The 24,749-nt window shown below is 71.6% G+C and carries 19 protein-coding genes and 2 tRNA genes; 9 read left to right on the top strand and 12 right to left on the bottom strand.

Annotated elements, in window-relative coordinates; genetic code table 11:
* Positions 1-218: 218 nt before the first annotated feature.
* Positions 219-2,792, bottom strand: a complete 2,574-nt coding sequence (gene pepN / locus JNO44_RS16800; RefSeq protein WP_205364990.1) for an aminopeptidase N — start codon at positions 2,790-2,792, stop codon at positions 219-221.
* A 122-nt stretch (positions 2,793-2,914) separates the two neighbouring features.
* Here pepN (JNO44_RS16800) and JNO44_RS16795 point away from each other — a divergent pair, with 122 nt between their 5' ends.
* The gene (locus JNO44_RS16795; protein WP_205364989.1) at positions 2,915-3,430 is read left to right on the top strand and encodes a DUF1203 domain-containing protein; all 516 of its coding nucleotides are present in this window, start codon (positions 2,915-2,917) and stop codon (positions 3,428-3,430) included.
* A gap of 87 nt (positions 3,431-3,517) precedes the next feature.
* On the opposite strand, the gene JNO44_RS16790 is transcribed toward JNO44_RS16795, so the two are convergent.
* The 3 genes from JNO44_RS16790 to pepN (JNO44_RS16780) form a co-directional block, all read right to left on the bottom strand.
* The gene (locus tag JNO44_RS16790; RefSeq protein WP_205364988.1) at positions 3,518-4,549 is read right to left on the bottom strand and encodes an aspartate-semialdehyde dehydrogenase; all 1,032 of its coding nucleotides are present in this window, start codon (positions 4,547-4,549) and stop codon (positions 3,518-3,520) included.
* 200 nt (positions 4,550-4,749) lie between these two features.
* Positions 4,750-5,775, bottom strand: coding sequence for a hypothetical protein (locus JNO44_RS16785; RefSeq protein WP_205364987.1), 1,026 nt, complete (start codon positions 5,773-5,775; stop codon positions 4,750-4,752).
* Between the two features lie 124 nt (positions 5,776-5,899).
* The gene (gene pepN / locus JNO44_RS16780; protein WP_205364986.1) at positions 5,900-8,488 is read right to left on the bottom strand and encodes an aminopeptidase N; all 2,589 of its coding nucleotides are present in this window, start codon (positions 8,486-8,488) and stop codon (positions 5,900-5,902) included.
* Between the two features lie 114 nt (positions 8,489-8,602).
* Here pepN (JNO44_RS16780) and JNO44_RS16775 point away from each other — a divergent pair, with 114 nt between their 5' ends.
* Entirely contained in the window at positions 8,603-9,247 is a 645-nt protein-coding gene (locus JNO44_RS16775; protein WP_205364985.1) for a DsbA family protein, read from the top strand.
* Between the two features lie 137 nt (positions 9,248-9,384).
* On the opposite strand, the gene JNO44_RS16770 is transcribed toward JNO44_RS16775, so the two are convergent.
* The 3 genes from JNO44_RS16770 to JNO44_RS16760 all read right to left on the bottom strand — a co-directional run bounded on the left by JNO44_RS16770 (position 9,385) and on the right by JNO44_RS16760 (position 13,322).
* The gene (locus tag JNO44_RS16770) at positions 9,385-10,026 is read right to left on the bottom strand and encodes a superoxide dismutase (RefSeq protein WP_073442268.1); all 642 of its coding nucleotides are present in this window, start codon (positions 10,024-10,026) and stop codon (positions 9,385-9,387) included.
* Positions 10,027-10,202: 176 nt separating this feature from the next.
* Positions 10,203-11,615, bottom strand: a complete 1,413-nt coding sequence (locus tag JNO44_RS16765) for an amino acid permease (RefSeq protein WP_205364984.1) — start codon at positions 11,613-11,615, stop codon at positions 10,203-10,205.
* 288 nt (positions 11,616-11,903) lie between these two features.
* Positions 11,904-13,322: an amino acid permease gene (locus JNO44_RS16760; RefSeq protein WP_205364983.1), complete on the bottom strand. Its 1,419-nt coding sequence runs from the start codon at positions 13,320-13,322 to the stop codon at positions 11,904-11,906.
* A 340-nt stretch (positions 13,323-13,662) separates the two neighbouring features.
* On the opposite strand from JNO44_RS16760, the gene JNO44_RS16755 reads away from it, so the two are divergent.
* The gene (locus JNO44_RS16755; RefSeq protein WP_205364981.1) at positions 13,663-14,262 is read left to right on the top strand and encodes a biotin transporter BioY; all 600 of its coding nucleotides are present in this window, start codon (positions 13,663-13,665) and stop codon (positions 14,260-14,262) included.
* A gap of 78 nt (positions 14,263-14,340) precedes the next feature.
* Here the strand turns inward: JNO44_RS16755 and JNO44_RS16750 are convergent, their stop codons facing one another.
* Positions 14,341-15,837 (bottom strand): amino acid permease, encoded by a 1,497-nt coding sequence (locus JNO44_RS16750; protein WP_205364980.1) that lies wholly within the window; start codon positions 15,835-15,837, stop codon positions 14,341-14,343.
* 187 nt (positions 15,838-16,024) lie between these two features.
* Here JNO44_RS16750 and JNO44_RS16745 point away from each other — a divergent pair, with 187 nt between their 5' ends.
* On the top strand, positions 16,025-16,513 hold the full coding sequence (locus JNO44_RS16745; protein ID WP_205364979.1) for a ribose-5-phosphate isomerase: 489 nt from the start codon (positions 16,025-16,027) through the stop codon (positions 16,511-16,513).
* Between the two features lie 154 nt (positions 16,514-16,667).
* The gene (locus JNO44_RS16740; RefSeq protein WP_205364978.1) at positions 16,668-17,489 is read left to right on the top strand and encodes an Fpg/Nei family DNA glycosylase; all 822 of its coding nucleotides are present in this window, start codon (positions 16,668-16,670) and stop codon (positions 17,487-17,489) included.
* A 28-nt stretch (positions 17,490-17,517) separates the two neighbouring features.
* On the opposite strand, the gene JNO44_RS16735 is transcribed toward JNO44_RS16740, so the two are convergent.
* Complete coding sequence (locus tag JNO44_RS16735) at positions 17,518-18,747, bottom strand: GNAT family N-acetyltransferase (RefSeq protein WP_205364977.1); 1,230 nt, start codon at positions 18,745-18,747, stop codon at positions 17,518-17,520.
* A gap of 127 nt (positions 18,748-18,874) precedes the next feature.
* Between JNO44_RS16735 and JNO44_RS16730 the strand changes: the two genes are divergently transcribed.
* Positions 18,875-20,020, top strand: a complete 1,146-nt coding sequence (locus JNO44_RS16730) for a PP2C family protein-serine/threonine phosphatase (protein ID WP_067351581.1) — start codon at positions 18,875-18,877, stop codon at positions 20,018-20,020.
* Here JNO44_RS16730 and JNO44_RS16725 read toward each other — a convergent pair.
* Complete coding sequence (locus JNO44_RS16725) at positions 20,004-21,206, bottom strand: cation:proton antiporter (RefSeq protein ID WP_205364976.1); 1,203 nt, start codon at positions 21,204-21,206, stop codon at positions 20,004-20,006. The genes JNO44_RS16730 and JNO44_RS16725 overlap by 17 nt on opposite strands.
* Positions 21,207-21,589: 383 nt before the next feature.
* Between JNO44_RS16725 and JNO44_RS16720 the strand changes: the two genes are divergently transcribed.
* Positions 21,590-21,784, top strand: a complete 195-nt coding sequence (locus JNO44_RS16720; protein ID WP_039636401.1) for a hypothetical protein — start codon at positions 21,590-21,592, stop codon at positions 21,782-21,784.
* A gap of 40 nt (positions 21,785-21,824) precedes the next feature.
* Here JNO44_RS16720 and JNO44_RS16715 read toward each other — a convergent pair whose 3' ends face one another.
* Positions 21,825-22,205: an arsenate reductase family protein gene (locus JNO44_RS16715; protein ID WP_073442259.1), complete on the bottom strand. Its 381-nt coding sequence runs from the start codon at positions 22,203-22,205 to the stop codon at positions 21,825-21,827.
* A 619-nt stretch (positions 22,206-22,824) separates the two neighbouring features.
* A tRNA-Gly gene (locus JNO44_RS16710) sits at positions 22,825-22,895 on the bottom strand.
* Positions 22,896-23,030: 135 nt separating this feature from the next.
* On the opposite strand from JNO44_RS16710, the gene JNO44_RS16705 reads away from it, so the two are divergent.
* Together JNO44_RS16705 and tig are read left to right on the top strand one after the other, a co-directional pair.
* Positions 23,031-23,107: transfer RNA gene (locus JNO44_RS16705), tRNA-Pro, on the top strand.
* Positions 23,108-23,307: 200 nt separating this feature from the next.
* Entirely contained in the window at positions 23,308-24,705 is a 1,398-nt protein-coding gene (gene tig / locus JNO44_RS16700; RefSeq protein ID WP_205364974.1) for a trigger factor, read from the top strand.
* The last annotated feature ends 44 nt before the right edge of the window (positions 24,706-24,749 follow it).

Genomic DNA, 24,749 nt, shown 5'->3' with positions numbered 1-24,749 from the left:
GGGGACGGGGCCCGGCGGCCCCCGCACACGTCACGAGGTCGACGAGCGGGGACCCTCGACCCGCCCGGCGGACGGCCACGCTCCTGACGCCCGTCCGCCGGGCGACTCCACCCCGGGTGCCGGCCTCCTGCGATCCGGCAGCCCGCAGCGGCGAAAAAGGGGCGTGCCCCGGAACCGAGCGGGTTCCGGGGCACGCCCTTCGTGTTGCCGCCGGCGGGTCAGGCCCCGGCGGCCGCGTCCGCCGCCCGGGCCTTCAGCGCCCGCTCGACGCCGGCCCGGGACTCCGTCACCAGGCGGCGCAGGGCCGGGCTCGGGTCGGCCTGCGCCAGCCAGGCGTCGGTGGCGTCCAGGGTCTCCTGGGAGACCTGGAGGGCCGGGTACAGGCCCACCACGATCTGCTGGGCCATCTCGTGGCTGCGGTTGTCCCAGACGTCCTTGATCACCTCGAAGTACTTCGCGGTGTAGGGCGCCAGCAGCTCCTGCTGGTCGGGCTGGACGAAGCCGCCGATGACGGCCTCCTGCACGGCGTTGGGGAGGGCGTCGGACTCCACGACCGAGGCCCATGCCTCCGCCTTGGCCGCCGCGGTGGGCCGCGCGGCGCGCGCCGTCACCGCGTGCCGCTCGCCCGCCGAGGTCGCGTCCCGCTTCAACTCCGCGGCGATCTCCGGCTCGTCGGCCCGGCCGGTGGCCGCCAGCCGCTCCAGCAGCGCCCAGCGCAGCTCGGTGTCCACGGCCAGACCGGGGACCTCCTGCGTGCCGTCCAGCAGGCCCTGGAGCAGGTCCAGCTGCTCGTCGGTGCGGGCCGAAGCGGCGAACGCCCGGGCCCACGCCAGCTGGTGGTCGCTGCCCGGCTCGGCGGCCCGCAGGTGGGCCAGCGCCGCCTCGGTCCAGGCGGCCAGGCCCGCCGCGCGCCGCTCCGGTGCCGCGTACAGGTCCTGCGCCAGCTTCACCTGGCGGTGCAGCGACTGGACGACGCCGATGTCGGACTCCTTGCCGATGCCGGAGAGCGCCAGCGACAGGTAGTCGCGGGTGGGGAGTTCGGCGTCCCGGGTCATGTCCCAGGACGAGGCCCACGACAGGGCCCGCGGCAGCGACTCGGTGAAGTCCCCGAGGTGCTCGGTGACGACCTTCAGCGACTGCTCGTCCAGCCGCACCTTGGCGTACGACAAGTCGCCGTCGTTGAGCAGGATCACGTCCGGCCGGCGGAAGCCCTCGGGGAACGGCACCTCGGTGCGCTCGCCGTCCACGTCCAGCTCGACCCCGCCGGTGCGGACCAGCTTGCCGTCCTGGAGGTCGTAGTAGCCGATCGCGATCCGGTGCGGGCGCAGCACCGGCTCGCCGGTCGCCCCGGCCGGCAGCGCCGGCGCCTCCTGCCGCACCGCGAAGGCGGTGACGGTGCCGTCGGCGGCCACCTCGATCTCCGGCCGCAGGATGTTGATGCCGGCCGTCTCCAGCCACTTCTTCGACCAGGTCTTCAGGTCCCGGCCGCTGGTCTTCTCCAGTGCCCCGAGCAGGTCGGTCAGCCGGGTGTTGCCGTAGGCGTGCGCCTTGAAGTACGCCTGGACGCCCTGGAAGAACTCGTCCATGCCGACGTAGGCCACCAGCTGCTTGAGGACGCTGGCGCCCTTGGCGTAGGTGATGCCGTCGAAGTTGACCAGGACGTCGTCGAGGTCCCGGATCTCCGCCATGATCGGGTGGGTGGACGGCAGTTGGTCCTGCCGGTAGGCCCAGGTCTTCATGGAGTTGGCGAACGTGGTCCAGGAGTGCGGCCACTTGCTGCCCGGCGCGTACGCCTGGCAGGCGATGGAGGTGTAGGTGGCGAACGACTCGTTCAGCCACAGGTCGTTCCACCACTCCATGGTGACCAGGTCGCCGAACCACATGTGCGCCAGCTCGTGCAGGATCGTCTCGGCGCGCACCTCGTAGGCCGCGTCCGTCACCTTCGAGCGGAAGACGTACTGGTCGCGGATGGTGACCGCGCCGGCGTTCTCCATCGCGCCGGCGTTGAACTCCGGCACGAAGAGCTGGTCGTACTTGGCGAACGGGTACGGGTAGTCGAACTTCTCCTCGAACCAGTCGAAGCCCTGCCGGGTGACCGCGAAGATCTCCTCCGCGTCCAGGTGCTCGGCCAGCGACGGCCGGCAGTAGATCCCCAGCGGCACCGACCGCCCGTCGGCGCCCTCCCAGGTGCTGTGCACGCTGTGGTACGGGCCGACGATCAGCGCGGTGATGTAGGTGGAGATCCGCGGCGTGGGCGCGAACCGCCAGACGTTGTCGGCCGGCTCCGGCGTCGGCGAGTTCGAGATCACCGTCCAGCCCTGCGGCGCCGTCACGGTGAACCGGAACGTCGCCTTCAGATCCGGCTGCTCGAAGCTGGCGAACACCCGCCGGGCGTCCGGCACCTCGAACTGCGTGTAGAGGTACGCCTGCTGGTCCACCGGGTCGACGAACCGGTGCAGCCCCTCACCGCTGTTGGTGTACGCGCAGTCGGCGACGACCGTCAGCTCGTTGCGGCCCGCCCGCAGCCCGGACAGCGCGATCCGCGAGTCCTGGAACACCGCCGCCGCGTCGAGCGCCGTGCCGTTGAGCAGCACCTCGTGCACGGTCGGCGCCACCAGGTCGATGAACGATGCCGCGCCGTCCTCGACGGCGTCGAACCGCACCGTCGTCACCGACCGGAACGTGCCGCCCTCCTGCGCCCCGCTCAGGTCCAGCTCGATGTCGTACGCGTCCACGGTCAGCAGACGCGCCCGCTCCTGGGCCTCTTCCCGGGTCAGATTCGTACCAGGCACCCGTCCCTCTCCTTCACAAGTCGTCATCGCCTCGTCCGGCCATCCTTCCACGGCACCGCCGCGCGCAGGACGACGTCCGGATACCGCCAGCGCCCCGGCCGCGGTTCGCCGAGGCTGGCCGCATGAACAAGTACCCCACACATGCGATTCCGGCCGCCGCTCTGAAGGAGCTGCGCGGCACCGACGACGCCGGACGCCCCATGGAGCCGTTCACCGCCCGGGCGGACGGGATACCGGTGAACTGTGTCGGCAGCCTGCTGCGCTGCTGTCTGCGGGACGCCGAGGAGGGCGAGGAGGTGGCCCTGGTGTCCTATGCGCCGCTGCGCCGGTGGGCGGCGGAGACCGGGGCCGCGCCGGGGGCCTACGACGAGCAGGGGCCGGTCTTCCTCCACGCCGGGGACTGTCCGGGGCCGGTGGCCGGCGGCCATCCGGCCGCCCGCGCCGGGGCGTTGCGGACGCTGCGGCGCTACGACGACCGGGGCCGGATCGTCGGCGGGCGGTACTTCGAGGTCCCCGAGGACGTCGCGGGCGGCTTCGAGGCGGCGTTCGATGAGGCGTTCGCCGATCCGGCGGTGGCCCTGGTGCACGTCCGGGCGCTGGAGTACGGCTGTTTCCTCTACGAGGTGCGTCGCCCCTGACGGGGGTGGGGGCGAGTACGCCGACGGCCGGTGCCGGTACGGGGGTCCGTACCGGCACCGGCCGCGGTGCGTCGGGTGCGGGGCGGGTCAGCCGCGCAGCTCGGCGGCGACCAGCTCGGCGATCTGGATGGCGTTGAGCGCCGCGCCCTTGCGGAGGTTGTCGTTGGAGACGAACAGCGCGAGGCCGTTCTCGGCGGTCTCGTCGCGGCGGATCCGGCCCACGAAGGAGGCGTCCTGGCCGGCGGCCTGGAGCGGGGTGGGGACGTCGGAGAGCGCCACGCCGGGGGCGGCGGCCAGCAGCTCCTGGGCGCGCTCGGGGGAGAGGGGGCGCGCGAAGCGGGCGTTGACCTGGAGGGAGTGGCCGGTGAAGACCGGGACGCGGACGCAGGTGCCGGACACCTTCAGCTCCGGGATGTCCAGGATCTTGCGGCTCTCGTGGCGGAGCTTCTGCTCCTCGTCGGTCTCGTTCAGTCCGTCGTCGACGAGCGAGCCGGCCATCGGCAGGACGTTGAAGGCGATGGGGCGGACGTAGGTCTCGGGGGCGGGGAACTCCACCGCCGCGCCGTCGTGCGTCAGCTTGGTGGCGTCCTGCTCGATGACCTTGCGGGTCTGCCCGTCCAGCTCGGCGACGCCGGCCAGGCCGCTGCCGGACACCGCCTGGTAGGTGGCGACGACCACGGAGACCAGCTCGGCCTCCTCGTGCAGCGGGCGCAGCACCGGCATGGCGGCCATGGTGGTGCAGTTCGGGTTGGCGATGATGCCCTTGGGCCGGTCGGCGATGGCCTGCGGGTTAACCTCGGCGACGACCAGCGGGACCTGCGGGTCGCGGCGCCAGGCCGAGGAGTTGTCGATCACGACCGGGCCGGCGTCGGCGACCTTCTCCGCCAGCGCCTTGGAGGTGGCGCCGCCGGCCGAGAAGAGCACGATGTCCAGGCCGGAGTAGTCCGCGGTGGCGGCGTCCTCGATGGTGATCTCGGTGTCCTGCCAGGGCAGCGTCCGTCCGGCGGACCGGGCCGAAGCGAACAGCCGCAGCTGCTCGACCGGGAAGTTGCGCTCGGCGAGAATGCGCCGCATCACGCCGCCGACCTGTCCGGTCGCTCCGACGATTCCGATCCTCATGGGACTCCTTCTTTCTGACCAGGCCCGCTGGGCCGGCTCCGGGTGTCTGCTGGAACACCTGCTCAGTGGCGCTCCCATCATGTGTGTGAGACCCGTCGCCTTGTCCAATCCATTCCAATAGATGGAGGAGCGGGCCGCGAGGTTGCCCACGGAACGTGTCCGACGGTCGCTGTCGGTCACTCTCCGGGCGGCGGCCGCGGTCAGTGCGGGAGTACGACGACGTACGCGGTGGGCTCCCGGTCCACCGCCGCCATCAGCGCCGTCCGGACCACCGTCGCCTGCTGCTCCGGGGCCTCCCGCAGGGTGCGCGGCCGGCAGCGGACGAGGGTGATGCCGAGCCGCTCCAGGCGCTCCCGGAGCTCGTCGCGGGGCGCGTCGGCGCGGTTGCAGTCGGACGGGCGCGGGGTGCGGGTCTCGATCGCCACGGCCACCCCGTACTCGGGCCAGTACGCGTCCACCCCGCCCAGGTACGGGCCGCCCGGCAGGCGCAGATCGACGTTCCACAGCGGGTCGGGCAGCCCGTAGGCGCGCACCGTCTCGTAGAGCCGCTGCTCGGCCAGCGCCTGGCCCTCGGCCATCAGGGCGTCCACCGCGTCCACCACGTGCGGCCGGGTCAGCAGCCGGGCCCGGCTCAGCTCGCGGACCACCGCGGCGGCCTCGCAGTGCCCGCCGCGCACCGCCTCGGTCAGCAGCCGGCGGACCGTGACACCGTCGGTGAGCCCGGCCACCGCGTCCGCCAGCGCCCGCGGGACGGGGGCGGTGGGCACGCCGGTGACCTCCTGCGGGGTCGGCAGGTCCGCGCCCCGGACGATCCCCGCGAAACCGGCCGAGCGCAGCCGCCGGGTGCGCGCCACCAGGACCTCGATGCGGTCCAGGGAGAGCAGCGGGGGAGCGGCGGCGAAGCCGTGTAGGGCGAGTGCGGCCAGCCCGGTGATCATCGGTTCCCGGGCGGCCTCGGCGGCCCGGGGCTGGGCGGGCACGGACGGGCCGCGGTGCCGGGCGTAGAGCAGCGCGGCGTGCAGCCGCTCCTCGCTGGTGGGCGGCCCCTGGTGCAGCAGGTGGACGCCGGGCAGCAGCTGCTGCCAGGGGCCGCCCGGCCGGCAGCGCTCGGCGATCTCGACCGGCGGCACGCCGTGCTCCCGGAGCTGCTGGGTCGTCAGCACCGGGCAGCGGCCGTCGGCGAGGTGGTGGAGGGGGAGCGGGGAGAGCGGGGTGTCGTGGTTCATGCCCGGCAGATTCCCGGCCCCGCTCCGCCCCCTAACCGCTGTTACCCGCCTGTGTCACAAGCGGGACAATCCTGCCCTCAAGTACGGGCGTTCGACGGCCGATTAAGGCTGGTCGAGACCCGGGTTACGGCCTGGGGCCGGCCGCCTCGTCACAAGCCTGTGCACGCAGCGCCCGCCCCAGGTCGTCCCGCTCCTCCAGCACCAGGCGGCGCAGCGCGGGCGCCGCCTCGGGGCGCTCCGCCAGCCAGGCGTCCGCGGCGTCCAGCGTGGCCCGGTCCACCTGCCAGGACGGGAACAGCCCGCGCACCACCGACATCCCGATCTCGATGGAGCGCTCCCGCCAGATCTGCTCGATCACGGTGAAGTAGCGCGGCGCGTACGGCGTCAGCAGCTCCCGTTGCGAGGGCTGCGCGAAGCCGCTGAGGGTCGCCTCCACCAGGGCGTTGGAGAGCGCGTCGGACTCCACCACGTCGGCCCAGGCCGCCGCCTTGACCTCGGCGGCGGGGCGGGCGGCCAGGCAGCGGACCTGGTGCCGCTTGCCGGACGCGGTGTCGTCGCGGGCCAGTTCGGCGCCGATCGCCGCCTCGTCGGCGACCCCGTGGGTGGCCAGCGGCAGCAGGAACGCCCAGCGCAGCTCCTGGTCCACGGCCAGTCCGTCGACCTTCGCGGTGCCGTTCAGCAGCCCCTGGAGCAGCTGGAGGTCGGCCGCGGTGGTGGCCACCGCGGCGAAGTGCCGGGCCCAGCTCAGCTGGTGGCCGCTGCCCGGCTCGGCCAGCCGCAGCTCGCGCAGCGCGCCCTCGGCCAGCTCGCGGGCGGCCCGTTCGCGGTACTCCGGCGCCACGTAGTGCTCCAGCGCGGCCTCCGCCTGGCCGAGCACCGACTGGAGCACCCCGACGACGGTCTCCGCGCCGGCGAACCGCCGCACCAGCGCCAGGAAGTCACGGGCCGGCATCAGCCCGTCCCGGGTCAGCCCCCACACCGCGGCCCAGCACAGCGCCCGCGCCAGGGGGTCGGTCAGATCGCCGAGCCGGGCCCGCAGGGTGGCCAGCGAGCCCTCGTCGAAGCGGGTCTTGCAGTACGTCAGGTCCTCGTCGTTGACCAGGACCAGCTCCGGCCGCTCGACGCCGGCCAGCTCCGGCACCGCCGTCCGCGGCCCGGCCACGTCCACCTCGGCGCGGGCGTAGCGGACCAGCGCGGAGTCCGCGTCGAGACGGCGGTACAGGCCCACCGCGACCCGGTGCGGGCGCAGCTCGGGCTGTTCGGGCGACGCCTCCTGGAGGATGCTCAGCTCGGTGATCCGGTCCTGGGCGTCGTAAGTGACCTGCGGGGTGAGGGAGTTGACGCCGGCCGTCTCCAGCCAGGCGCGCGACCAGGCCGCCAGGTCCCGCCCGGAGGTCTCCTCCAGCACCGCCAGCAGGTCCGCGAGCCGGGTGTTGCCGTAGGCGTGCCGCTTGAAGTAGCGCCGGGCGCCCTCCAGGAACGCGTCCTGGCCGACGTACGCCACCAGCTGCTTGAGGACGCTGGCGCCCTTGGCGTAGGTGATGCCGTCGAAGTTGAGCTTGGCGTCCTCCAGGTCGCGGATGTCGGCGGTGATCGGGTGGGTGGAGGGAAGTTGGTCGGCCCGGTACGCCCAGGACTTGCGGCGGTTGGCGAAGGTGATCCAGCCGTCCGTGAAGCGGGTCGCGCCGACCTGCGCGAAGCTGCCCATGAAGTCGGCGTAGGACTCCTTGAGCCACAGGTCGTCCCACCAGTGCATGGTGACCAGGTCGCCGAACCACATGTGCGCCATCTCGTGCAGGATGACGTTGGCCCGGCGCTCGTAGGACGCCTCGGTGACCTTGCCGCGGAAGATGAACTCCTCGCGGAAGGTGACGCAGCCGGGGTTCTCCATCGCGCCGAGGTTGTACTCCGGCACGAACGCCTGGTCGTACTTCCCGAACGGGTAGGGGAAGTCGAAGTGGTCGTGGAAGAAGTCCAGGCCCTGCTTGGTGACGGTGAAGATGTCGTCCGCGTCGAAGTGCCGGGCCAGCCCCTTGCGGCACAGCGCGCCGAGCGGGATCTCCAGCTCGCTGCCGTCCTGGAAGGCGCGGCGGTAGGTGTCGGTGACGTAGTGGTACGGCCCGGCGACCACGGCGGTGATGTACGTGGAGATCGGCTGAGTGGTGGCGAAGCGGTGCATACCCGCCTCGGCGGGGCCCTCCTGGGCGCCGTTGCTGAGCACCAGCCAGCCCTCGGGCGCGGTGACCTCGAAGGTGAACGGGGCCTTCAGGTCGGGCTGTTCGAAGTTGGCGAAGACCCGGCGGGAGTCGGCGGGCTCGTACTGGGTGTAGAGGTAGACCTCGCCGTCCTCGGGGTCGACGAAGCGGTGCAGGCCCTCGCCGGTGCGGCTGTAGGCGCACTGCGCGTCGACGACGAGGATGTTCTCGGCGGCCAGGTCGGTCAGCGCGATCCGGGTGCCGTCGAAGACCTCGGCCGGGTCCAGCGCGCGGCCGTTGAGGGTGACCGCGCCGACCGAGGGCGCCAGGAGGTCCGCGAAGCTCGTCGCGCCGGGTTCGGCGCACCGGAAGCGGATCGTCGTCTGGGAGCGGAAGGTGGCCGCGTCCGCGCCCCCGGCGACCGCTGAGCGGACGTCCAGCGCCACGTCGTAACCGTCGACCGTCAGCAGCCGGCCCCGCTCACGTGCCTCTTCCCGGGACAGATTCTCACCTGGCACCGTGTGCCTCCCTCGCCCTCGTCTCGGATATCGAACACGGGGAATCATGGCACGCATGCCGTCGGTTGAAGCGTGCACGGAACGACGCCGTCGAAGCCCTCAAGAGGAGACCCCGTGTCCGAGCCCGTGAAGACCCCAGCCGACTTCTGGTTCGACCCGCTGTGCCCCTGGGCGTGGCTGACCTCCCGCTGGATGCTGGAGGTGGAGAAGGTCCGCCCGGTCCAGGTGCGCTGGCACGTGATGAGCCTGGCCGTGCTGAACGAGAACAAACTCGACGAACTGCCCGCGCAGTACGCGGAGAACATGCGCCCGGGCGGCAAGGCGTGGGGCCCGGTCCGGGTGGTGATCGCCGCCCAGCAGCTGCACGGTGACGAGGTCGTCGGCAAGCTCTACACCGCGCTCGGCACCCGCATCCACAACGCCGGTGAGGGCGTCACCCGGGAGGCCATCGCGGCCGCCCTGGCCGACGCCGGCCTGCCCGCCGACCTGATCGACTACGCCGACAAGGACACCTACGACGCCGAGCTGCGCGCCTCCCACAAGGAGGGCATCGACCTGGTCGGCCAGGAGGTCGGCACCCCGGTGATCGCGGTTCCGGGGCCGGACGGTGACCAGATTGCCTTCTTCGGTCCGGTCGTCACCCCGGCGCCCAAGGGTGAGCAGGCCGCCAAGCTGTGGGACGGCACGCTGATGGTCGCGTCCATCCCCGGGTTCTTCGAGATCAAGCGGACGCGGACGCAGGCCCCGCAGTTCGACTGACCGTCGGCCCGCCGCCCCGGCCGGTACGCACGAAGCCCCCACGAGTCACGTCCTCGTGGGGGCTTCGTTCTCTTCCGCCTGCCAAGTGAAAGGTGAGAAGACGATCACGAGGCAGGACGCCTCGGCCGGCTACCGGGTCACGGCGCCAGCAGCAGGTTGTTCGCACGCTCCTTGGCGGAGGCGTACCGCTTGGCCACGTCCTGCCAGTTCACGACGTTCCACATGGCCTCGATGAAGTCCACCTTCTGGTTCTTGTACTGCAGGTAGAAGGCGTGCTCCCAGGCGTCGAAGACCAGGATCGGCACCGAGCCCTGGCCGACGTTGCCCTGGTGGTCGTAGATCTGCTCGACGATGAGGCGGCCGGTCACCGGCTCGTAGGCCAGGACGCCCCAGCCGGAGCCCTGCGTGGTCGCCGACGCCTTGGACAGCTGCGCCTTGAACTTGGCGAACGAGCCGAAGCTCTCGGCGATGGCGTCGGCCAGCTCGCCCACGCCGTCCGCCTCCAGCGGCTCGCCGCCACCGTCGCCGGTCATGTTGTGCCAGTAGATGCTGTGCAGGATGTGGCCGGAGAGGTGGAACGCGAGGTTCTTCTCCAGGCCGTTGATGTTGCCCCACTGGTCCTTGTCGCGCGCCTCGGCGAGCTGCTCAAGGGTGTCGTTGGCGCCCTTCACGTACGCCGCGTGGTGCTTGTCGTGGTGCAGCTCGATGATCTCGGGGCTGATGACCGGCGCCAGCGCCGAGTAGTCGTAGGGGAGTTCCGGAAGTGTGTAGGTCGCCATGTCGACCCCGCCTCCAAGCTGCGTAATCGCTGTAGTTGCAATTAATGTGCAAGAGCACGCTATCAGCAGGTGTGATCACGGGCCGGCCATGGCGGGCTTCCTGGTTCCAAAGACGGAGGCGGGGCGGGACCTCGGAAGGAGGTCCCGCCCCGCCTGAAAGGGGTCCGTAAGGAGAACTACCGGTTGCTCAGCGCCCGCTGCCGGATGAGCGCGACGATCGTCAGCACCACGCCGAAGCCGCCGGTGAACAGCAGCTGGATCCGCTGGTTGTCGTCGCGCAGCATCAGCACCAGCACCGCGGCGATCCCGGCCAGCGCCACCCACGTGAGGTACGGGAAGGCCCACATCTTCACGATCAGCTTCTCGGGCGCCTCGCGCTCCAACTGCCGCCGGGTGCGCAGCTGGGCGACGGCGATGAAGCCCCAGACCACCAGGACCGCGGCGCCGACCATGTTCAGCAGCCACTGGAAGACGGTGGTCGGCCACCAGAAGCTGAAGAGCACCGCGAGGAACCCGAACGCGGCGCACAGCAGCACCGTCCGGCGCGGCACCCCGCCGCTCACCTTGCCCAGGACGGCCGGGCCCTGGCCGCGGGCGATCAGCGAGTACGCCATCCGCGAGGAGCCGTAGATGTTGGCGTTCACCGCGGAGAGCAGGGCGACCAGGATGACCACGTTCATGATCTGGCCGGCCGCCGGGATCTTGAGGTAGTCCAGCACCGCCACGTACGGGCCGCTCTTGGCGATCGACGGCGCGCTCCAGGGGATGACGGTGACGATGATCGCCATCGAGCCGACGTAGAACAGCGCGATCCGCCACATCGCGGTGCGCACCGCGCGGGCCACGCCGCGGGCCGGGTCCTTGGACTCGGCCGCCGCGATGGTCACCGTCTCCAGACCGCCGTACGCGAACACCGACGCCAGCAGACCGACCATCAGGCCGTCCACGCCCTTGGGCAGGAAGCCGCCGTCGCCGGTCAGGTGCGCGGTGCCGGGCGCCGAGGTGCCGGGCAGCAGGCCGAAGATGGCCAGCACGCCCAGGATCAGGAACAGGGCGATCGCGGCGACCTTCAGGGCGGCGAACCAGAACTCGAACTCACCGAAGTTGCCGACCGCGGTCAGGTTGGTCGCGGTGAAGACGATCATGATCAGCAGTACCCACATCCACGGCTCGGTGGAGGGGAACCACTGGTGCAGCACGTCCGCGGCGCCCAGCGCCTCGGCCGCCACCGCCACGCACAGCAGCGCGGTGAACATCCAGCCCACGGTGAAGCCGGCCCAGGAACCGATGGACCGCTCGGCGTGCACCGAGAAGGAGCCGGAGGACGGCCGGGCCGCGGACATCTCGCCGAGCATCCGCATGATCAGCATGACCAGCGCACCGGAGACGGCATAGGCCAGCACGATCGACGGGCCGGCCGCCGCGATGCCCTCGCGGGAACCGACGAACAGCCCCGCGCCGATCACCCCGCCGAGGGCGATCATCGAGAGGTGGCGTTGCTTGAGGCCGTGTGACAGCGTGCCGCCGTCCTGGCCGGTGCCCGGGGCCGCGGCGGTCTGCGCACCGGCGGACGGGGGTGTCCGATTCATGTCGTACCTGTCCCAGTGGGTGAGATGCGGGCGGGGCGATACTGCGGTCTCCCGGGGCCGCAGGACGGCTCAACTCCGGTGTCCTCGGCAAAGCTGGCTCAGTCTGAGCGTCGCTGTCCGCTCAGGGCAACAGTCGTGCAGCGATTGTTCGGTATTCAGACGCGATCGTGACCGAGCGTGCCTGATAGATCGTCGAATGCGACGAGATGTGAGGTACGTCTCAATGTGGCCGGTGGGCCCGGGAGTTGCCCCGGCGGCCCCGGCCGCACCGCCGCGCGACGGCGCTCCTCAGGCCCGCGCCCGACGCGCCCTCAGCTCCCGCGCACCGGCCACCATCAGCACCAACGCGGTCGCGCCGGCCGACCACAGCAGCTGCGGCCGGGCCGTGGCATCGGTCAGCATCAGCACGATCACCGCGCCCATCGCCGCCAGCGCCAGCCACGTCAGATAGGGGAACGCCCACATCCGCAGGATCAGCCGCTCCGGCGCCTCCCGTTCGATCCGGGGCCGCAGCCGCAGCTGGGAGACGGCGATCAACCCCCAGACGAACAGCAGCACCGCACCGACCGCGTTGAGCAAGTAGAGGAAGACCGAATCCGGCCACTTGAGATTGAGCAGCACCGAGACGAAGCCGAACGCCACCGAGGCCAGCACCGCCCGGCGCGGCACCCCTCCGCCCGACACCTTCAGCAGCCCGCGCGGCGCCTCGCCGCGCTCGGCCAGCGAGAACACCATCCGCGACGAACCGTAGAGATTGGCGTTCAGCGCCGACAGCAGCGCCACGAACACCACGATGTTCATGATCTGCCCGGCGCCCGGCACCCCGATGTGGTCCAGCACCATCACGTACGGGCTCTTGCCCGGCTGCATCGACGACCAGGGCAGCACGGTGACGATGACCAGCATCGAGCCCACGTAGAAGAAGAGGATCCGCCACACCGCGCTGCGCACCGCCCGGCCCACCGCCCGCGCCGGGTCGTCCGACTCGGCCGCCGCGATGGTGACCACCTCCAGCCCGCCGAACGCGAACACCACGGCCAGCACCCCCGAGACCACCCCGGACCAGCCGTGCGGCAGGAACCCGCCGTGCCCGGTGAGGTTGGTCAGCCCGACCGGCTGGCCCGAGTAGGTCGATGCAGCGGGCAGCAACCCGAAGACCGCCAGCAGCGTCAGCGCCAGGAACAGCACGATCGCGGCGACCTTCAGGGCGGCGAACCAGAACTCGAACTCGCCGAAGTTCTTCACCGCGGCCAGATTCGCGACGGTGAAGACGACCATGAAGATCAGCACCCAGCCCCACTGCGGCACCGCCGGCGCCCAGCCGTGTGCGATCTGCGCCGCCCCGGTGGCCTCCACCGCCAGCACCACCACGAGCAGGAACCAGTACAGCCACCCCACGCTGAAGCCGGCCCAACGTCCCAGCGCCCGCTCGGCGTGCACCGAGAACGCCCCGGAGGCCGGCATCGCCGCCGACATCTCCCCGAGCATCCGCATGACCAGCATCGCCAGCGCACCGGCGATCAGATAGGACAGCACGATCCCCGGCCCGGCCACCGCGATGCCCGCCCCGGAGCCGACGAACAGCCCCGCACCGATCACCCCGCCCAGCCCCAGCATCGTCAGGTGGCGCTGCTTGAGCCCCCCGGACAACGGCTCCTTCTCGACCTTCTCGACCTTCTCGGCCAGGGGCGGCAGTGCGTCGTGCATGGGCTCGTACTCTCGCAAGGGGCGCAAGGGCGGGATCGCCGCCCGGTTTGGGGGAACTCCACAGGTCACCACGGAGCCGTCCCAGTGTCCCCGGCCGGCCCCGACTAGCACAAAACCGGCCCCATGCGGGCGTCCGGTCCGTGACGAGCATCACGTGACCTGCGAAGACGCCCCACGGCCCGACGGGCTCCGGCAGGGTGGCGGTTGTCCGGAACTCCCCAAGCGGGCCGGCACGGCTTTGTCACCGCTCGCGCGTGATCGCCGCCGTCCCCCTGAACTAACGTCATCACGTCCCGCCGGATCCACCCCCGGATCCGCCACACACCAGCGGAGTCCCCTGATGAGCACAGTCGCCCCCACCCTCCTGCCTGGAGCGGTCCTCGCCGACCTGCTGCCGGCCGCCACCGCCACCCGCGCCCGCGTCCGCGACGTCGCGCTGGTCGCCGGCGGCGCCGTGATCACCGGCATCGCGGCCCAGATCGCGCTCCCGGTCCCCGGCTCCCCGGTCCCGGTCACCGGCCAGACCTTCGCCGCCCTCCTGGTGGGCGCCTCGCTCGGCGCCCGCCGCGGGCTGCTGTCGCTGGCGCTCTACGCCCTGGCGGGCATCGCCGGCATGCCGTGGTTCGCCGGCGGCGCCGGCGGCGCCGGCGGCGCCACCTTCGGCTACGTCCTCGGCATGCTGCTCGCCGCCACCGCCGTGGGCGCGCTGGCCCGCCGCGGCGGCGACCGCGGGATGCTCCGCACCGCCGCCACGATGCTCGCCGGCAACGCCGTCATCTACGCGATCGGCGTCCCCTACCTCGCGCTCAGCACGGGGATGCCCCTCGACCGGGCCGTCGCCGTCGGCATGGTGCCGTTCCTGATCGGCGACGCCCTCAAGATCGCCCTGGCCATGGGCGCGCTGCCCACCGCCTGGAAGCTGGCCGGCCGCCGCGGCTGAGCACCCGGGAGAACGCCGACGGGGCCCGCACCCACCGAGGGTGCGGGCCCCGTCGTGCGCGTCGCGCGCCCGCGACGGCTACGCCTTCTCCGGCGCCTTCGCGGCCGCCGCCGGCTCCGGCGCCTCACGGGGCCGCCGCTTCTGCAGCACCAGCCCGGCCACCAGCACCACCGCGGCCGCCACCACCGACAGCACCATCTGCTCCCGGCCGTTCTTGTCGTAGAACATGTAGCCCACGACGAAGACGATCAGCGCGATGGTGGCGTAGGTCAGCCACGGGTACAGCCACATCCGCACCGTCAGCCGCTCCGGCGTCTCCCGCTCGATGGTCCGGCGCATCCGCAGCTGCGAGACGCAGATCACCAGCCAGACGAAGAGCGCCACCGCGCCCGAGGAGTTCAGCAGGAACTGGAAGATGGTGTCCTTCGAGGTGTAGCTGAAGATCGTCGCGATGAACCCGAAGGCCACCGACGCCCAGATCGCCACCGCCGGGACGCCGCCCTTGTTGACCGTCGCGAACGACTTCGGCGCGTCGCCGCGCTCACCGAGCGAGAACGCCATCCGGGACGCCGTGTAGAGCCCGGAGTTCAGACAGGACAGCACCGCGGTCAGCACGACGACGTCCATCACCACGTCCACGTACGGGATGTGCAGCGACTTCAGCACCGCCACGTACGGGCTCTTGGCCACCTCCGGGGAGTCCCATGGCAGCAGCGTCACGATCACCGCGATCGACCCGATGTAGAACAGCGCGATCCGCCAGATCACGCTGTTGACGGCCTTGCGGACGGCGACCACCGGGTTCGGCGACTCGCTCGCCGCCAGCGTGACGATCTCGCTGCCCATGAAGGAGAAGACCACCAGCAGCATCCCGGAGAGGATCGCGCCCGGCCCCTTCGGCAGGAAGCCGCCGTGTCCGATCAGGTTCGCGGTGCCCACCGCGTCGTGCCCCGGCGGCAGCCCGAAGATCGCCAGCGCGCCGACCACGATGAAGATCACGATCGCCACGACCTTGATCCCGGCGAACCAGAACTCGAACTCGCCGAACGAGCCCACCGACACCAGGTTGGTGCCGGTCAGCACGATCATCACCAGCAGCGCCCAGGCCCACTGGGGCACCGCCGGTATCCAGCCGGTCAGGATCGACGCCGCGGCGGTCGCCTCGACCGCCAGCACCACCGACCAGAAGAACCAGTACAGCCAGCCGATGGTGAAGCCCGCCCAGCGGCCCAGCGCCCGGTCCGCGTACGCGGAGAACGAACCGGAGGTGGGGGAGGCCGCGGCCATCTCGCCCAGCATCCGCATCACCAGCACGACCAGCAGACCGGTCAGCGCGTACGAGAGGAGGATCCCCGGGCCGGCGGCGTTGATGCCGGCTCCGGATCCGACGAACAGGCCGGCGCCGATGACCCCGCCGATGGCGATCATGGACAGATGGCGGTTCTTGAGGCCGGCCTGGAGCCCTTCGGGCGGCCGGTTCGCGGAGCCGTTGCCGGGTTCACCGGCAGCGGGGACCGCGTGGGGGATGGGGGTCCCCCCTGCTCCTTGAGAGCTTGGGGGCGGGTGCGCGCCCATGTGCACCGTCCTTCGGTGGTTCTCGGTGTCGAACCCAGGCATTAGAACGTTGTTAACGACCGTTTGGAAGAGCCGAATCCGGATCGTTGTCGTTACTGGCGAGTTGCCTGAAGTGCCGGGCGGCGGCGACAGGACGGGCCGCGCCCCGGTGGCCTCTACCCCGAGAACGGCATGCCACACTCATGCCATGCGCGTGTACATCGGCTCCGATCATGCCGGCTTCGACCTCAAGAACCACCTCGTGGACTGGCTCAAGGCCCATGGCCACGAGCCCGTCGACTGCGGCCCCCACATCTACGACGCCCAGGACGACTACCCGCCGTTCTGCCTGCGCGCCGCGGAGAAGACCGCCGCCGACCCGGACAGCCTGGGCATCGTGATCGGCGGCTCCGGCAACGGCGAGCAGATCGCCGCCAACAAGGTCAAGGGCGTCCGCGCCGCGCTGGCGTGGAGCGAGCAGACCGCCGCGCTCGGCCGCGAGCACAACAACGCCAACGTCATCTCCGTCGGCGGCCGGATGCACACCGAGGAGGAGGCCACCCGCTTCGTCGAGGTCTTCCTCGCCACCCCGTACTCGGGTGAGGAACGGCACACCCGCCGCATCGAGATGCTCTCCCGCTACGAGACCACCGGCGAGCTCCCCCCGATCCCGGCCCACCACCCGCAGCAGGACTGACCCCGCACCGCCGCCGCCCTCCGGTGCGAGCGCCGTTCCCCACGCTCTCGAATCCGCTTGAGCCGGGGAGGCCCCACTCACCGGAGCGGCTGACGCCGCGCTGCCCGCTGCCCTGTGCCCAGGGGGAGCGGGCGCGCCCACTGGAGGACGCCCGATGCCCGAGGGGCACACCATCCACCGCCTCGCGCTGGACCACCGGGACCGCTTCGAGGGCGCCCCGGTCCGGGCGAGCAGCCCGCAGGGCAAGTTCGCCGAGGGCGCGGCGCTCATCGACGGCCAGGTCATGGAGAGTGCCGAGGCGCACGGCAAGCACCTCTTCCTCGGCTTCGGCCCCGACCGCTGGGTCCACATCCACCTCGGCCTCTTCGGCAAGCTCGGCTTCGGCGCCACCCCGCCCCCGCCGCCCACCGACACCGTCCGGCTGCGACTGGTCGGCGCCGACCACCACGCCGACCTGCGCGGCCCCACCGCCTGCGCGCTGATCACCGACGCCGAGAAGCAGGCGATACACGACCGGCTGGGCCCCGACCCGCTGCGGCCGGACGACGACGGCACCGGCGCCTGGCGACGGATCTCCCGCAGCCGCACCACCGTCGCGGCGCTGCTGCTCGACCAGAAGGTGATCGCCGGCGTCGGCAACGTCTATCGCGCCGAGGTCCTCTTCCGGCACGGCATCGACCCCTACCTCCCCGGCCGCGACCTGCGCCGCGACCAGTGGGACGCGGTCTGGGCCGACCTGGTGGACCTGATGCGGGAGGGCGTGAGGAACAACCGGATCGACACCGTCCGCCCCGAGCACACCCCGGAGGCCATGGGCCGCCCGCCCCGGGTCGACGACCACGGCGGCGAGGTCTACGTCTACCGCCGCACCGGCGCCGCCTGCCACCTCTGCGGCAGCGAGATCCGCACCGCCGGCCTGGCCGCCCGCAACCTCTTCTGGTGTCCCGTGTGCCAGCCCGCCGCCGCCCGCCCCTGAGGGCGCCGGCGGGCCCGGCCGCAACCGGTCAGAACGCGTGCGGCAGCCACGGCGCCGGGTCGGACCCGAACGCCGGCGACACCGCCGCCAGCGCCCCCGGCCGCAGCTCCCGCACCCGGCCGGCCCCGGCCAGCGCAGACAGCGTGAACCCGCCCAGATAGGCCGAACCCAACTCCCTCACGGACAGCGTGAGTTCGGCCGGGTCGGTGGTCCGCTCGCACACCGCCCCCTGCTCGTCGCCGGACAGCCGCCAGCGCCCCGCGTTCCACGGGCAGAGGTCGTCCGCGACCTCCAGCACCACGTCCACCGGCCGCCGGTACGTCCGGGCCGCCAGCGCCGCCCCGACGTCCACCGGCCGGACGAACAGCGCCTCCCGCACCCCGAGGTCGCAACGCCGGTGGTCGGCCACCAGGTGCAGCAGCGGGTCGTCCACCGGCCGGCCGCGCGCCACCACCGACGCGGTCAGGTCGATCCCGAACAGATAGCGCCACAGCGCCGCGTAGGCCACCGGGTCCAGCGCGTCGAGGTGGCGCACCAGCACCGCCCCGCGCGGCCCGGTGTGGTCCCAATCGGGCTTGACGGCATACCGGGCGTACCCCCGCACCTCGCCGTCCACCTCGGCCAGCACGCACTGGAGTTGACCGGCCCCGTTCCGCTCGCTCTCCGGGTCGAGCACCGGCAGCCGCTCCCAGTGGGGGCGGCGCGCCAGCATCCCCGGCCGGGTCGGCACCAGTTGCGCATAGACCCGCTCGCACGCGGCCACCGCGGCCGCCGGGTCCACCAGCCGCAGCCGGACGTCGGCCACGCCCGGCAGGTCCGGGGCGGCCAGCCGCACCGTGTCCACGGTCATCCGCATCTCCTGGGTGGCCGGGCCGTACCCGAACCGCCCGTAGATCGCCGGCTCCGTGGCGGTCAGCACCGCCAGCGCCTCGCCGCGCGCGTGGACGTCCGTCAGCTGGTGGCGCATCATCGAGCGCAGCACCCCGCGCCGCCGGTGGGTGGGCTGCACGCTGATCAGCGTGACCCCGGCCACGGGCAGCTCCGCGCCGCCCGGCACGGTTAGTCCGAACGAGAACGATCCGCCGGTGCCGACGATCTCGCCGCCGTCCCGGACCGCGAAAGCCCGCTCGACCTCGGTGACGGCACGCCACCACGCACGCCTCTCCGGCTCCTCCGGGACCCCGCCGAACGCCACGTCCAGCTTGTCGTACCAGGCATCCCAGTCGGCATCCCGCAACGGCTGCAACTCTGTCGTCATGAGGCATCCCTAGCAGCCCGCCCTCCGGCCGCGCGACCGCATTTCGAACGCGAATTCCCGGCAATTCCCCGGGGTGACGTGCGGCGAATCGACGCGCCGCCGAACGGGTGGATAAGGTCCCAGAACAATGACACGCGGCGCGGGAGCGGAAAGCCTGAGGGCCCGGATGCACAAACGGCTGCACCGGACCCGCATCGGCATGCGCAAGGCCGGCGTCGACTACTTCCGCGGCGACGGCTCCGACTGGGTCGCGCTGGCCGCCCTCCTCGTCGCCGTCCCGGCCATCGCCGGCGGCACCCTCTGGCACCCGGAGTGGATCGCGCCGACCGCGCTGGTCCTCCCGATCATCGCCGGCGGACTGCTGCTGCGGCCGGCCAACCTCCTGGTCCTGTACGCCGCCTCCGCCGCCGCGCTGATCGTCGAGGCGGCGCTGTTCGGCCCGTACGACCAGGGGCGGGACCGGATCACCCCGGGCACGGTCCTGGTCGTCGCCGCGGTCGGGCTCTCCGGGCTGCTGGTCGCGCAGTTCCGCAGCCGGGTCGGCGTGCCCTGGCGGCGCGGCGGCACCATGCTCTTCGACCTGCGCGAACGGATCCGGGTGCAGAGCACGCTGCCCAAGCTCCCCAAGGGCTGGCACCACGAGATGGCGCTCCGCCCGGCCGGCGGCCAGTCCTTCTCCGGCGACTTCGTGGTGGCCTCCCGCACCCAGGGCGGCAACATCCTGGAGGTCGTGCTCACCGACGTCTCCGGCAAGGGCATGGACGCGGCGTCCCGGGCGCTGCTGCTGTCCGGCGCCTTCGGCGGCCTGCTCGGCTCACTGCCGCCGCACGGCTTCCTCACGGCCGCCAACGGCTATCTGCTGCGCCAGGACTGGGACGAGGGTTTCGCCACCTCCGTCCACCTCGTCCTCGACCTGGAGTCCGGCGACTACGAGCTGTTCTCCGCGGGCCACCTCCCCGGCCTCCAACTCAGCGCGGGCACCGGCCGCTGGGAGGAGAAGACGGGGGAGGGCCCGCTGCTCGGGGTCTACGACGGCGCCCAGTTCGACCCGGTCAAGGGGACGCTGCGCCCCGGCGACGTGCTGATGCTGTTCACCGACGGCCTGGTGGAGGCCGCCGACCGCGACATCGCCGAGGGCATGGACCGGCTGACCGGCGAGGCCGAGCGCTATGTGCACAGCGGCTTCGCCGGCGCCGCCTGGCATCTGATCGAGGCCGTCGCCAAGGACGTCAACGACGACCGGGCGCTGCTGCTGATCACCCGGGACGGCTGACCGCCGGCTCGGCCTCCGGGGCGGTCCCCGGCGGCGCGCCCCGCCCCGCACCACCGCCGGGCAGCACCCGGGCCAGCAGCCCGGAGCGGCCGGCCGCCAACGGGCCCAGTACGGCCAGGATCAGCACATAGCCGGCGATGAACGGGGCCAGCCGCTCGTCGAGTCCGGCGCCCGCCGCCATCGTGGCCAGGATCAGCGCGAACTCGCCGCGAGCCAGCAGCGCGGTGGCGATGTTCGCGGCCGGCCCGGCACCGAAGCCGTGGATCCGGGCCGCGGCCAGCCCCGCGAGCACGTTCATCAACAGGGTCAGCGCCACCGCGATCAGCACCGGCCACACGACGGACGGCAGGTCGCCGGGGTCGATGGAGAGCCCGAACGCGAAGAAGAAGATCGCCCCGAACGCGTCCCGCAGCGGATGCACCAGTTTGCGGATCCGCGGCCCCGAACTCGTCCCGCCGAGCATCAGCCCCACCATGAACGCGCCGATGGCGTCCGCGACCCCGAACCACTCGGAGACTCCGGCGACCAGCACCGCGGCGCCGAGGAAGGAGATCACCAGCAGTTCGCTGTCCTTGGTGGCGATCAGTCGCCCGACCAGTCGTGTGCCCCAGCGGGCCGCCGCGGCGAGCAGCAGCAGGAAGCCGAACGCCTTCCCGGCCGCCGGCGCCGCCGCGGCCAGCGAGTCGGCCCCGGAGAGCACCGGCTGCAACGCGGCCAGATACAGGGCCAGGAAGATGTCCTCGACGACGATGATGCCGAGGATCGGCTTGGTCTCCGGATTGCCCAGCCGCCCGGTGTCGACCAGGACCTTGGTGACGATCGCGGACGAGGAGATGCCGAGCACCCCGGCGAGCACCAGCGCCTCGGAGGTGCCCCAGCCGAGCGCGAAGCCGAAGCCGAGCCCGGCGCCCACGTTCAGCGTCAGATAGGCGCCGCCGGCCAGCGCCATCCGACGGCCGCCCGCCTTGAGGTCGTCGACGTGGAATTCCAGGCCCAGGTAGAAGAGCAGCAGCACCAGACCGAGCAGGGAGAGCATCTCCAGGTCGTGCGGGTCGGCGACCAGCACGATGCCGGGGGTGTGCGGGCCGAGCAGGATTCCGGCCAGGATGAACAAGGGGATGGTGGGGAGTCCGATGCGGCCGCCGAGGCGGGCGAGGACGGCGGCGGCGAGAAAGGCGCCGCCCATGGCGATCAGGGTGTCTGCGTGTCCGATGGGCCCGTTCCTCCTGGTCGTCAACGCGCCGCCGATGTGAGCCCAAGCACGTACTGGATCGCACGCCAGGTCAAGGCAGCGTCAAGAAGTGGTCAATATTTAGATTACCAAATCATTAACGAGGGGCCCGTTGTGTGGCGGTGCGGGGCTTTTGCGGGCCGGTCCGGCGGGGTGCGAGGGTCCGCCGGGCCGACCGGAAGCGACGCGGAATGAACGATCGGGAACGAGCAAAGCGTTGGCCGATGATTCGTCACCCGCCTGCGATGGGCAGGGAGTTGATGGCACGATGGGTGTCGGGGGTGTGCGCGGCATGCCCCAGGGCCGGTGAGGCGTTCCGACCGAGGGTGTGATCAGTTGTGGCTCTTTCGCTGTCAGTTGTCCTGATGCTGGGGATCATCCTCGTCGTACTGATCAGACAGAAGGCGATCAAGGCCGGGCCGGCGTTCGTCGCCATACTCTTCGGCTTCTTCCTCGCCTCGACCGGCATGGCGCCGTCGATCAACAGGTTCCTGAACTCCATCGCGAGCACGATCAACCACATCTCGTTCTAGGGCACGCGCCCCGAACGGTTCACGCTTCGCGGGCCGGACGTCAGGGGGTCCGTCCGCCCCCGGTCCGCGCCAGCGCGTCACGCACGGCATCCTCGCTGCGCCCCACCAGCGCCGATCCGTCGTCGGCGGTGATGATCGGGCGCTGGATCAGCCGCGGGTGCGCCGCCAGCGCCTCGATCCACCGCTCGCGGTCGTCCGCCGTACGCCCCCAGTCCTTGAGGCCGAGCTCCTTCGCCTCGGCCTCCTGGGTGCGGGTGATGTCCCACGGCTCCAGCGTCAGCCGCTCCAGCACCTCCCGCAGCTCCTGGGCGCTCGGCGGCTCTTCGAGATAGCGCCGCACGGTGTACTCCGCACCCTCCGCGTCGAGGAGGGTCACGGCGGAACGGCACTTGGAACAGGCGGGGTTGATCCAGATCTCCATGGCTGCACCCTAGTCAACCGCAGTCAACCGCGCGCCTCACGCAGATGCCCCGTCGGCAAAGGGGAAGGCAGGGGCCCGGCGGGCCGACGCCGCCCGCTGTCCACCAGTTGTGGCCCGCGTCGGCCCTCGAAAGCGCATCCGTACCGGCGCGCTTTCTCCCGGAAATGCGCCACGCGAATTCCCTTCACCGCATCCGGCTCGGCCCGCTCCCTATCGCTCTCCGGTAGCGCGATATCCGGTGAGTCTTGGTCGCGCAGAACGTCGGAAACGGTGGTGATGGCCGCCTCCAGGCTTTCCTCCGGCGCGCAGCGCGGTGCCGCGGCGCGGGACGCACGGTGAAGCCCCGCTCCGGGCGCGCGCAGGCGAGGAGCGCGGGCCGGACGGCGACCACGGGGGTGTCGACCTGAGTGCCGACGCGACCGTACAACGCCGGCCCGGCATTCCCCCGGTGCGTGAAAGGGGGCCACCATGGCGCACGGTCACCGGAATTGCGGAGTACCCGGAATTCGGGGGACAGGGAACGCGGTTGGGGAAGGCGGCGAGCCTCGCCCCACCCGGCGACAAAAGCGGCCCGGGGCCGGATCGGGAAAGTCCGCGATCCGGCCCCGGGCCGTTTCGGAGCGGGCGACGGGAATCGAACCCGCGTAGCCAGTTTGGAAGACTGGGGCTCTACCATTGAGCTACGCCCGCGAGCGCCACGGTCGGTCGGACCCCGGCACGCAGAGCATCGTAGCGGGTGGAGGCTGTGCCGCGCACACTGCATCGCGCTCTTGAATAACGGGCAGCCACACCGTCCCCGGCCATGTACCCTACGTGTCGCACCGACGGGGTGTGGCGCAGCTTGGTAGCGCGTCCGCTTTGGGAGCGGAAGGTCGTCGGTTCGAATCCGGCCACCCCGACCAGTTCAGGTACCCGTCCGCGTGAGGCAAAGCGGGCATAAGCGACCGTTCAAGATCGCGTTGTGGGTGCCCTCCTCCTTGCGGTTACTATGCAAGCTGCGTGCCCGTATGTCTCTGTACCGGGCGCGATCGGCCGGGCCGGGACATGCCGGACGCCGGCGGATCTCAGGCAAAACCCCAAGTCAGCCCAAGGAGACCGAACCGTGAAGAGCGCCGTGGAGACCCTGAACCCGACCCGGGTTCGGCTCACTGTCGAGGTGCCCTTCGAGGAGCTCAAGGACAGCCTCGACGCGGCGTACAAGAAGATCAACCAGCAGGTCACGGTGAAGGGCTTCCGCAAGGGCAAGATCCCGGCCCGCGTCATCGACCAGCGGTTCGGTCGTGGCGCCGTGCTGGAGGAGGCCGTCAACGACGCGCTCCCGAAGTTCTACACCAACGCGGTCAACGAGGCCGAGCTGAACGTCCTCGGTCAGCCCGAGGTGGACATCACCGAGCTCAAGGACAACGAGCTGCTGGCCTTCACCGCCGAGGTCGACATCCGCCCCGAACTGGAGATCCCGGACTACTCCGGCATCGAGGTCGAGGTCGACGCCGTGGAGGTGTCGGACGAGGACGTCGAGAAGTCCGTGGAGCAGTTGCGTGAGCGCTTCGCCTCGACCAGCCCGGTCGAGCGCGCCGCCCAGGACGGCGACGTGGTGACCGTGGACCTGGAGGCCAAGGTCGACGGCGAGGTGCTGGCCGACGGCATCGCCAACGGCGTCAGCTACACCATCGGCTCCGGTGAGCTCCTCGACGGCATCGACGAGGCCGTCAAGGGCCTGGAGGCCGGCGGCAGCGCCACCTTCACCTCCGAGCTCAAGGGCGGCTCCGCCCAGGGCAAGGAGGCTTCGGTCAAGGTCGACGTCACCGAGGTCAAGGCCCGCGAACTGCCCGAGCTGGACGACGACTTCGCGCAGCTGGCCAGCGAGTTCGACACCCTTGACGAGCTCAAGGCGGACAGCCGCAAGCGCCTGGAGCGGATGAAGAAGTTCGACCAGGCCACCCAGGCCCAGGAGAAGGTCCTGGAGGCGCTGCTCGGCCTGATCGAGGTCCCGATCCCCGAGAAGCTCCTCGAGGACGAGATCCGCACCCGCAAGCACAACCTGGAGCACCACCAGCTCGGCCAGATGGGCCTCGACCTCGCGAAGTACCTGGAGATCCAGGGCAAGACCGAGGAAGAGTTCGACGCCGAGACCAAGGAGCAGGCCGAGAAGGGCATCAAGACCCAGTTCGTCCTCGACGAGCTGGTCAACAAGGAGAAGCTCAACGTCAGCCAGGAGGAGCTCACCGAGCACCTCATGCGGCGTGCGCAGTCCTCCGGCATGAGCCCCGACCAGTTCGCCCAGGCGGTCGTCGAGGGTGGCCAGGTGCCGATGCTGGTGGGCGAGGTCGCCCGCGGCAAGGCCCTCGCGGTGGTCGTCGAGGCCGCCACGGTCAAGGACTCCAACGGCGAGGTCGTCGACCTGGAGGACGAGGAGGAGGCGGAGGCCGCCGAGGCCGTCGTCGCCGAGGCCGAGGGCACCGAGGTGAAGGCCGAGGAGGCCCCGAAGACCGAGGGCTGAGCCCCGGCCGTCCGGGGGTTCCCCGGGCTCTTCGAGCTGTGAGT

The sequence above is a fragment of the Streptomyces noursei genome, assembly GCF_016917755.1.
GTDB lineage: Bacteria > Actinomycetota > Actinomycetes > Streptomycetales > Streptomycetaceae > Streptomyces > Streptomyces yunnanensis.
Note: the sequence above shows the minus strand (reverse complement) of the source record. Positions and strands in the feature narration are given on the sequence as shown.